Origin of the sequence: Streptomyces aureus, from assembly GCF_001418135.1 — a bacterium.
GTDB lineage: Bacteria > Actinomycetota > Actinomycetes > Streptomycetales > Streptomycetaceae > Streptomyces > Streptomyces aureus_A.
The window spans coordinates 1-8,848 of the sequence record NZ_LIPQ01000278.1; the positions used below are offsets into that span (position 1 = coordinate 1).

The window sequence follows — 8,848 nt, forward strand, 5'->3', positions numbered from 1 at the left end:
GGTCCTTGGCCAGACAGGCGGTGACGAGCGGGAGGAGGGTGTCCGGTACGCCGTCGAGGTCGGGCTGCTCGTGGACGGTGCGGTAGACGACGGCGGCCACCGCGCCCGCACCGAAGGGCCGTTCGCCGGTGAGCGCGTAGGCGAGGACGCAGCCGAGCGAGAAGACGTCGCTGGCCGGGCCGACCTCGCCAGCGCCGGTGACGCGGGCCTGTTCCGGTGCGAGGAAGCCGGGGGTGCCGATCATCGCGTCGGTGGCGGTCAGGGCCGTCGCTCCGGCGGAGCGGGCGATGCCGAAGTCGATGAGGCGGGGGCCGTCGAGGGCGAGGAGGACGTTGCCGGGCTTGACGTCGCGGTGCACGAGCCCGGCCTCGTGCATGTCGGTGAGGGCGGAGGCGAGCCGGGCGCCCAGGGCCCGGACGGTCGGCTCGGGGAGGGCGCCGTGCAGGCCGACGGCCTCGGCGAGCGAGGGGCCGGGCACGTACTCGGTGGCGAGCCAGGGTTCGCGGGCCTCCGGATCGGCGCCGAGGACGCGGACGACCCAGCGGCCGGTGATGCGCTCGGCGGCGCGGGCCTCGCGGCGGAAGCGTTCCCGGAATCCCGGGTCGGCGGCGTGCTCGGCGCGGATCAGCTTGAGCGCGGCGAGCGTCCCGCCGGCGGAACGGGCGAGGAAGACCACGCCCATGCCGCCGGCGCCGAGCCGCCCGAGGAGCCGGTAACCGGCGAGGGTCGACGGGTCGGCCTTGCGCAGCGGCTGCACGGACTCAGGCCTTCTTGTCGTTCTTCTCGGGCTTCTTCGGCAGCAGGGGCGCGGAGCCGATCGGCTTGTACGCGCCGTTCTGCACCGCGAAGACGAAGGTGCCGCCCATCCCCAGGTCGCCGAACTCGTTGAAGTGGTAACCGCCCATCACACCGGTGTACTTCTGCTTGCGCAGCGCTGCCCACAGGCCCTTGCGGGCGGGCTTGCCGTCGGCCTTCGCCTGGGCCTTCAGCTGCTCGATCGTCATCGTGACGACGTCGTACGACTCGCCCGCGTAGTACGCGGGTGCCGTCCCGAACCGCTTGCGATGGGCGGCGGTGAAGGCGGCGGCCGTCTTCTGCGTGGCGGGGTCGGCGACGGGCGCGCACACGTACCAGCCCTCGGCGGCCGCCCCGGCCTGCTTGACGAAGTCCTGGCCGAAGACGGCCTGGCCGGTGAACCTCGGTCCGGTGAAGCCGAGTTCGGTGAGGGCTCGGGCGGCGTGGACGGCGGTCTCGGTGACGCCGCAGTGGACGTAGGCGTCGATGCCCGCGTCGATCATCTCGCCGAGCACCCGGCGGTACGCGCCGGCGTCGGCGTGGGCGGGGACGACCCGGAAGTGCGGGGGAATCCCGGCCTGCCCGAAGCCGAAGCGCACGCCGCCGGTGACCTGCCAGCTGTAGTGGTCCTCGGTCCGGTCCTCCAGGACCCCGGGGCGGCGGATCTCGGGCAGCAGGGTGGCGGCGAACGAGAGGTGGGTGCCCGCGCTGATGTGGTTCGGGATGGCGCGCAGGAACGTCGCGTTCGCCGCTGAGCCCGTGCGCATGGTGAGCAGGTTGTACCCGGCCGAGACCGTGATCAGCGGGAGCCCGGCCTCCTCGAAGGCGGGCATGGCGGCCTCGGCGACGGCATCGCCGGTGGGGCCGAGGACGGCGAGGACTCCGGGGTCGGCGGTGAGGGCCTTGGCGGTCGCCAGAGCCCGGGACGCGTCACCCCGGTCGTCGACCACCTTGAGGCCGAGCGTGAAGGGCTTGTCCTTGCGGGCGTTGAACTGCTCGACGGCCAGGCGCGCGCCGCGCTCCTGGGCCCGGCCGATCTCCCTGCCGGGCCCGGACAGGTCGGCGAGGACGCCGATCGTCCAGCTGGTGCGGGGCGGTACGGGCTTCTTGCCGCCGCCCTTGCCGTCCGTCTCCTTGTCGCCCCCGAGCCCCGCCCAGACGGCCGCCGCGCCGCCGCCGACGGCCAGCACGGCGGCGCCCGAGGCGAGCAGCAGGAAGCCGCGTCGGCTCTTCTCCGGAGCGGCCGCGCCGGTGGTGGCACCGGCCTCGGTGACGTCGATCTCGGGAAGGGCGAGCATCCGGGCGGAGCGTTCGGCGATGGTCCGGACGACGGGTGCGGGGAGCCATTCGGCGTCGTCGCCGGGGCTGTCCTCGACGAGCCGGACGCCGATCTCGGCCGCGGTGGGCCGTCCGGCGGGGTCCTTGGCGAGGCAGGAGCGGACGAGGTCGAGCAGTCCCTCGGGGACGCCGGTGAGGTCGGGTTCGTCGTGGACGGTCCGGTACATCAGGGCGTCCACGGCGCCGGTGCCGAACGGGGGCCGGCCGGTCGCCGCGTAGGCGAGGAGGCAGCCGAGGGCGAAGACGTCGGCGGGCGGGCCGATGGCGTCGGTGCGGGCCTCGGCCTGCTCGGGGGCGAGGAAGCCGGGGGTGCCGACGACCATGTCGGTGGCGGTGAGCGCGGTCTCGCCGGTGGCGCGGGCGATGCCGAAGTCGATGAGGCGGGGTCCGTCGACGGCGAGGAGGACGTTGCCGGGCTTGACGTCCCGGTGGACGAGCCCGGCGGCGTGCACGGCGGCGAGGGCGCGGGCGACGGACCAGCCGAGGAGGCGGACGCTCCGCTCGGGCAGCGGGCCGTGGGCGGCGACGGCCTCGCCGAGGGAGGGGCCGGCGACGAAGGCGGTGGCCATCCACGGTTCCGGGGCGTCCGGGTCGGCGCCGGTGACGGGGACGGCCCAGGGGCTGGAGACGCGGCGGGCGGCCTCGACCTCGCGGCGGAAGCGGGCCCGGAAGTCGGGCTGGTCTGCCTGGTCGGCGTGGGTGACCTTGACGGCGGCGAGTTCGCCGGCGGCGGTGCGGCCGAGGTAGACGACGCCCATGCCGCCGGCACCGAGGCGGCCGAGGAGCCGGTATCCGGCGATCGCGGAGGGGTCGGAGGGCAGCAGCGGCCGGAGGGCGCCGGGCTCGGGCTGCGGGGTGGTGGTGGGGCTCACGGCTTGACCTCCAGCGCATCCTCGGCGCGTTCGAGCATGGTGACGAGGGCCTGGACCTGTGCCTGGGACGTGCCGGTGGTGGTGGCGTCGCTCAACTCCTGGTAGCCGGGGGCTCCCTTGACGACGGTGGCGACGGTGACCTGGCCGATCCGGGACTGGTACCAGCTGTAGGGCTGTTTCCCCTTCACGGCGTCGTTGAGGTAGAAGCCGCCCTCGCGGATCGAGTCGTGGGCGGTGGCGTTGCCGCCGACGCCGAAGGGGTTGCCGAGCGACATGAGTCCGGTGACGCTCTCGCCGTCGCGGAGCTTCTGGTCGGGGCAGTTCAGTGCCTCTTCGAGGGTGGACGCCATCTCCCAGTCGGCGGCGGACTCGGTGCGGTGCACGGTGACAGTGGCGGCGACCCGCAGGACGCCCTTGCCGCCGGTCGCGGGGAGCTCGCTGTAGGCGGTGACGCTGGCCAGGACGTCGGCGGGCCGGGTGCCGCTCTCCCAGGAGCAGTTGGCGCCGAGGACGGGCCAGTAGTCCGGGTCGCTGAGGTACGGGGTGCGCTTGACGTAGCCGGGGGCCCAGGCGTCGGGCCCGGCGACGACCGCGAGGGCGAGGCGGCGGGCCTCGGCCTCGGTCTTCGGCGCGCGCTTCGGGTCCGGGGTGAAGTCGAGGGCGGTCGGGGTGGGAGCCGGGGCGGTGGTCGGCGCCTTGGCGGTTCCCGGTGCGGTGCTCGCGCTCGTACTCCCCTTGCCGTCGGGTCCCTCCCCGTCGCCGGCTCCGCTGGTGCAGCCGGTTGCGATCAGGCCGCCTGCCAGTACGGCGCAGCAGGCGTGCAGAAGTCTTCGGTCCGCGTACGCCACAGTTCCCCCACGGTCCTCACGGATTCACCACGAACGGTGAGGAGATCGTACGGCCGGGCACCGACAACTCGCTTTGGTTACAACATCATTGGGACAGATCCGTGGCACGCTCGCGACGCGCCTCGTCGTACCGGGCGCGGGCCCGCTCGACCTCCGGGACGCGGTGGTCGGTCCACTGGGCGAGTTCCCGTACCTGGCGGGCGGCCTCCTCGCCGAGGGCCGTGAGGCTGTAGTCGACGCGGGGCGGGATGACGGGCTGGGCGGCGCGGTGGACGAAGCCGTCGCGCTCCAGGGTCTGGAGCGTCTGGGTGAGCATCTTCTCGCTGACGCGTCCGACGCGTCGGCGGAGCTCGCTGAAGCGGTACGAGCGCTCGCTCAGCGCGATGAGGATCAGGACGCCCCAACGGCTGGTGACGTGCTCCAGGACCAGGCGGGACGGGCACATGGCGCCGTCGACGTCCGCGAGCAGGCTCTTCGGTTCATCACTTACTCCCATGCCAGTACCTTACTTCAAAGTGGGTACTTACGAAAAGTTAGCGCCAGACGTACGGTGAGTGCATCGCCCACCGCACCCCACGGAAAAAGGACGCACCATGAGCCTCGTCGTCACCGGAGCCACCGGCCAGCTCGGCCGTCTCGTCATCGACGCCCTCCTCGCCGACCCCACCGTCCCCGCCGAGTCCGTCGTCGCCGTCGTCCGCGACAAGGCGAAGGCCGCCGACCTCGCGGAGCGCGGTGTCGAGCTGCGGATCGCGGACTACAACAAGCCGGAGACCCTGGCCGGAGCCTTCGAGGCCGGCGACCGGGTGCTCCTCGTCTCGGGCAGCGAGGTCGGGCAGCGTGTCGTCCAGCACGCCGCCGTGATCGACGCCGCCAAGGCCGCGGGCGTGGCCCAGCTCGCGTACACCGGCGTCCTCGGCGGCGACGAGGCCGACTTCGACCTGGCCGCCGAGCACAAGGTCACCGAGCGGCTGATCCTCGACTCCGGCCTGCCGTACACCTTCCTGCGCAACGGCTGGTACACCGAGAACTACACGGCCAACCTCGCCCCGGTCCTGGCCCACGGCGCCGTCGTCGCCAACGCCGGCGAGGGCCGGATCGCCTCCGCCTCCCGCGCCGACTACGCCGCCGCCGCTGCCGCCGTCCTGACCGGCCCCGCCGAGGAGCACCTGAACAAGACGTACGAGCTGAGCGGCGACACCGCCTGGTCGCTCGCCGAGTACGCGGCCGAGGTCGCCGCCCAGACCGGCCGGGAGATCACGTACAGCAACGTGCCCGCAGAGGCGCACCTCGCGATCCTCACCGGCGCCGGCGTCCCGGCCCCCTTCGCCGAGATCCTGGTCGACGTCGACCGGGCCGTCGAGCACGGCGCGCTCGCCCGGCGGACGGGCGACCTGGCCCGCCTGATCGGCCGCCCGACCACCCCGATCGCCGTGACGATCAAGGAAGCCCTCGCCGGCTCCTGACCACCACCCCCTCCGGTCATGACCGTATAGCGGTACGGGCATGACAAGCCGCCCCGTGCGGCGCTACCTTCGACAGGACAGCGCGGCACAGGGCGGGAGGTCCGGTGAAGACGGAGAACGAGGAACGAGCAGGACTGCTCTACGGGATCGGCGCCTACGGCATGTGGGGACTGGTCCCGCTCTTCTGGCCCCTCCTCAAGCCCGCCGGATCGGTCGAGATCCTCGCCCACCGCATGGTGTGGTCCCTGGTCTTCGTCGGCGTGGCCCTGCTCGCGGTGCGCCGCTGGGGCTGGATGCGCGAGCTCGTCCGCAGCCCGCGCAAGCTCGGCCTGATCACCGTCGCCGCCGCCGTCATCACGGTGAACTGGGGCCTCTACATCTGGTCCGTCAACATGGGCCATGTCGTCGAGGCCTCCCTCGGCTACTTCATCAACCCGCTCGTCACCATCGCCCTCGGCGTCCTCGTCCTCCAGGAACGGCTGCGCCCCGCGCAGTGGGCCGCGGTCGGCATCGGCTTCGCCGCCGTCCTCGTCCTGGCCATCGGATACGGCCGGCCGCCCTGGATCTCCCTGACCCTCGCCTTCTCCTTCGCCGTCTACGGCCTGGTGAAGAAGAAGGTCAACATCGGCGGCCTGGAGTCACTCGCCGCCGAGACCGCCGTCCAGTTCCTGCCGGCCCTCGGCTACCTCGTCTGGCTCGGCACCCAGGGCACCCTCGCCTTCGGCTCCCACGGCGCGGGCCACACGGCCCTGCTCGCCGCCACCGGCATCGTCACGGCGGTGCCGCTCGTCTGCTTCGGGGCGGCCGCGATCCGCGTACCGCTGTCGACGCTCGGCCTCCTCCAGTACCTGGCACCGACCTTCCAGTTCCTCCTCGGGGTCCTCTACTTCCACGAGGCGATGCCGCCGGAGCGCTGGGCGGGCTTCTCCCTCGTCTGGCTCGCCCTGACGATCCTCACCTGGGACGCCCTGCGCACGGCCCGCCGGAGCAGGGCGGCGATGGAGGCGGCGAAGGCGACGGCCGAAGCCGCGGCGGCCGACGCCACCGCGGAGCCGGCTCAGGCACCGGCGGCGGCACCCACCGCCCGACAGGCACCCTGACCTCACGCGTCCAGCAGGTCGTACTCCCGGATCCGACCTCACGCGTCCAGCAGGTCGTACTCCCGGATCAGCCAGCAGACCGCCGTCAGGCGGAGGGTCGCGAAGTCGTGGCCGACGGGCTCGGTCCAGTCGGCCCCGGTCAGCCAGTCGGTGAACCCGAGGACGTAGTCGGCGAGCTCCTCCCGCCGGACGGTCCGGCCCCGCGGCCCCCGCTGGGCCGGGATCAGGGCGTCGCGCACGGCCGCGGCGTGCTGGTCGACGGCAGCCGCGAGCCCCGGCTCGGAGGTCATCTCCGAGAGCCGGGGCATGTACGTGGCGGCGACGCCGATCAGCGGACAGCCGGGCGAATCGTTCATCCCTCCACATTAGGCGCGTACAGGCGCACCCAGGCCGTGACCTTGGTCGCAGCGTCGGGGACCGGGACCTCCTGATCCTTCCGGACCTCCAGGGCCTCTCCGGGCCCCCGAAAGGTCCTCCGGTTACCGATCCGGGGGTCGGTTCCCTCTTGTGACCGTCGAGGCCCTGCGGGATCATCGGGTGCCATGGACCCCACTTCGAAGGTGCCGAGTCACTGCACGGGAACGTACGGGGACGACGGGGATCCCGACCCCTTCCAGTGGGACACCCGCGAGGACTGCGAGGTACGGCAGATCCTCGACCGGGTCGCCGACAAGTGGTCGCTCCTCGTCATCGCCCTCCTCGACCGCCGGGTGCTGCGCTTCACGGAGCTCAAGCGCGAGATCGACGGCGTCAGCCAGCGCATGCTGACCGTGACCCTGCGCCAGCTGGAGCGCGACGGCCTGGTGAAGCGCACGGTCCACCCGGTCGTCCCGCCCCGCGTCGAGTACGCACTGACGCCCCTGGGCGGCACGTTGCACACCACGATCCGCTCCCTCGTCACCTGGACCGAGCAGCACCAGAACGAGATCGCGGCGGCACGGGAGGAGTACGACGCACGGGAGGCGGCGGCGGTGGCCTGAGGGGCCCGCCCGCACCGTCCACCGCCGGACACGGATAACCGGTGGCCCCGGCGCCCGACTTCACCCATCCTCATGGCCATGGAAGAAACGAAGTCGGCCATCGACGAGCCGAAGTACCGCATCCGCGCGCTCCACACCGACCGTACGGTCACCGTCTACCAGGCGTACCGGCCCGAGATCGGCCTGCCCGCGGCCCGCGAGGGACGATTTCCGGCCGCCTGGAAGCGGGACCGGATGACATGGATCAAGCCGTCGTTCCTGTGGATGATGTACCGCTCGGGCTGGGGGAAGAAGGAAGGCCAGGAGACCGTCCTCGCCGTGGAGATCACCCGCGAGGGCTTCGAGTGGGCCCTGCGGAACGCCTGCCTCTCCCACTACAAACGCGGGTTCCACCCCGACCAGGCCGCCTGGAAGCGGGAGCTGAGGCAGGCGCCGGCGCGGGTCCAGTGGGACCCGGAGCGCGATCCGCACCTCCGCCCACTCCCGTACCGCTCGCTCCAGCTCGGCCTGTCGGGCGAGGCGTCCCGCCGGTACGCGGACGAGTGGACGGTGTCCGTACGCGACGTGACCCCGCTCGCGCACCGGGTCCACGAACTGGTCCGCTCGGGTGACCTGGCGGCGGCCCGGCTCCTGCTCCCGCACGAGGAGCCGTACCCGGAGCCCGCAGGCCTGCTCGACCACCTGCGCGGGCAGGGGCCGGAGGAGCTCAGGCAGCCGCTGTCGGCGCCGTGACGACCGAGAAGTTGAAGTCGCCGGTGCCGAGCATCCCGTAGAGCCGAAGCCACAGCTGTACGAGCTGCTCGACAGCGCGGGCGCTCGTCAGGTCGCCGAGGTCGAGGATCCGGTCGGGCGCCCAGCCGAAGGAGCCGAGCAGGCCGGCGACGACGGCCTTGGCGTCCTCGTCGTCGCCGCTGAGGAAGACGTTGTGGTGCCCGGGGACGCGGCCCGGCTCGACCATGACCGTGTTGGTCATGGTGTTGAGCGACTTGACGATCCGGGTCTCCGGGAAGGCGTGCTGGAGCTGCTCGGCCACGCTGACACCGTCGGGGGTGACGACCTTGGGCGGGAAGCCCTCGGAGAAGTCGAGCCCGTTCGACACGTCGAGGAGGACCTTGCCGCGCAGCCCGTCCGCGCCCACGGACTGCAGGACGGCGAGGGAGACGAGCCCGCCGGTCGCGTTGACGACGAGCTCGGCGGGCCCGGCGACATCCGCGAAGGTGCCGTGCCCGCCGCCGTACTCCTCGGCCCACTTGACGGCCTCGGCGTTGTCGGCGGTACGGGAGCCGATGGCGACCTCGTGGCCGAGGGAGGCGAGCTTGGTGGCGAGCCGGCGGCCGACCTCGCCGGTGCCGAGTACCGCGATCTTCATGGGGTGCGCTCCTTCGGGGGAGACGGCGGCCGCGTGTGGTCCGGCGTAGGGTCGGCATCCCGGCCGCCGCTCCCCCGAAG

At 72.8% G+C, this 8,848-nt stretch carries 10 protein-coding genes; 4 read left to right on the forward strand and 6 right to left on the reverse strand.

Going from position 1 to position 8,848, the window contains the following annotated elements; translation table 11 throughout:
* The 4 genes from AOK00_RS22855 to AOK00_RS22870 form a co-directional block, all read right to left on the reverse strand.
* On the reverse strand, nucleotides 1-757 hold a 757-nt coding region (locus tag AOK00_RS22855), incomplete at its 3' end, for a serine/threonine-protein kinase (RefSeq protein WP_159041830.1).
* A gap of 4 nt (nucleotides 758-761) precedes the next feature.
* The gene (locus AOK00_RS22860) at nucleotides 762-3,005 is read right to left on the reverse strand and encodes a bifunctional serine/threonine-protein kinase/ABC transporter substrate-binding protein (RefSeq protein WP_055602171.1); all 2,244 of its coding nucleotides are present in this window, start codon (nucleotides 3,003-3,005) and stop codon (nucleotides 762-764) included.
* Nucleotides 3,002-3,853 (reverse strand): hypothetical protein, encoded by an 852-nt coding sequence (locus tag AOK00_RS22865; RefSeq protein WP_055602172.1) that lies wholly within the window; start codon nucleotides 3,851-3,853, stop codon nucleotides 3,002-3,004. The genes AOK00_RS22860 and AOK00_RS22865 overlap by 4 nt, the downstream gene beginning before the upstream one ends.
* An 85-nt stretch (nucleotides 3,854-3,938) precedes the next feature.
* Nucleotides 3,939-4,349, reverse strand: coding sequence for a winged helix-turn-helix transcriptional regulator (locus tag AOK00_RS22870; protein WP_055602173.1), 411 nt, complete (start codon nucleotides 4,347-4,349; stop codon nucleotides 3,939-3,941).
* Between the two features lie 97 nt (nucleotides 4,350-4,446).
* Here AOK00_RS22870 and AOK00_RS22875 point away from each other — a divergent pair, with 97 nt between their 5' ends.
* Nucleotides 4,447-5,319, forward strand: coding sequence for an NmrA family NAD(P)-binding protein (locus AOK00_RS22875; protein WP_055602174.1), 873 nt, complete (start codon nucleotides 4,447-4,449; stop codon nucleotides 5,317-5,319).
* A gap of 104 nt (nucleotides 5,320-5,423) precedes the next feature.
* A complete protein-coding gene (rarD, locus tag AOK00_RS22880) occupies nucleotides 5,424-6,419 on the forward strand; it encodes an EamA family transporter RarD (protein ID WP_055602175.1) in 996 nt (331 codons plus the stop codon).
* A gap of 38 nt (nucleotides 6,420-6,457) precedes the next feature.
* Here the strand turns inward: rarD and AOK00_RS22885 are convergent, their stop codons facing one another.
* The gene (locus tag AOK00_RS22885; RefSeq protein WP_055602176.1) at nucleotides 6,458-6,775 is read right to left on the reverse strand and encodes a DUF6401 family natural product biosynthesis protein; all 318 of its coding nucleotides are present in this window, start codon (nucleotides 6,773-6,775) and stop codon (nucleotides 6,458-6,460) included.
* A gap of 186 nt (nucleotides 6,776-6,961) precedes the next feature.
* Between AOK00_RS22885 and AOK00_RS22890 the strand changes: the two genes are divergently transcribed.
* Both AOK00_RS22890 and AOK00_RS22895 read left to right on the forward strand, forming a co-directional pair.
* Nucleotides 6,962-7,399: a winged helix-turn-helix transcriptional regulator gene (locus AOK00_RS22890; RefSeq protein WP_055602177.1), complete on the forward strand. Its 438-nt coding sequence runs from the start codon at nucleotides 6,962-6,964 to the stop codon at nucleotides 7,397-7,399.
* Between the two features lie 78 nt (nucleotides 7,400-7,477).
* Nucleotides 7,478-8,131: a DUF4291 domain-containing protein gene (locus AOK00_RS22895; protein WP_055602179.1), complete on the forward strand. Its 654-nt coding sequence runs from the start codon at nucleotides 7,478-7,480 to the stop codon at nucleotides 8,129-8,131.
* Here AOK00_RS22895 and AOK00_RS22900 read toward each other — a convergent pair.
* Nucleotides 8,106-8,768: an NADPH-dependent F420 reductase gene (locus tag AOK00_RS22900; RefSeq protein ID WP_055602178.1), complete on the reverse strand. Its 663-nt coding sequence runs from the start codon at nucleotides 8,766-8,768 to the stop codon at nucleotides 8,106-8,108. The two genes, AOK00_RS22895 and AOK00_RS22900, sit on opposite strands and share 26 nt — an antisense overlap.
* Nucleotides 8,769-8,848: the final 80 nt, after the last annotated feature.

What these genes read in the sequence shown, in the direction of transcription:
- AOK00_RS22870 (WP_055602173.1), bottom strand. Translation starts at nt 4,349, where the DNA reads ATGGGAGTAAGTGATGAACCGAAGAGCCTGCTCGCGGACGTCGACGGC.
- AOK00_RS22875 (WP_055602174.1), top strand. Translation starts at nt 4,447, where the DNA reads ATGAGCCTCGTCGTCACCGGAGCCACCGGCCAGCTCGGCCGTCTCGTC.
- AOK00_RS22885 (WP_055602176.1), bottom strand. Translation starts at nt 6,775, where the DNA reads ATGAACGATTCGCCCGGCTGTCCGCTGATCGGCGTCGCCGCCACGTAC.
- AOK00_RS22890 (WP_055602177.1), top strand. Translation starts at nt 6,962, where the DNA reads ATGGACCCCACTTCGAAGGTGCCGAGTCACTGCACGGGAACGTACGGG.
- AOK00_RS22895 (WP_055602179.1), top strand. Translation starts at nt 7,478, where the DNA reads ATGGAAGAAACGAAGTCGGCCATCGACGAGCCGAAGTACCGCATCCGC.
- AOK00_RS22900 (WP_055602178.1), bottom strand. Translation starts at nt 8,768, where the DNA reads ATGAAGATCGCGGTACTCGGCACCGGCGAGGTCGGCCGCCGGCTCGCC.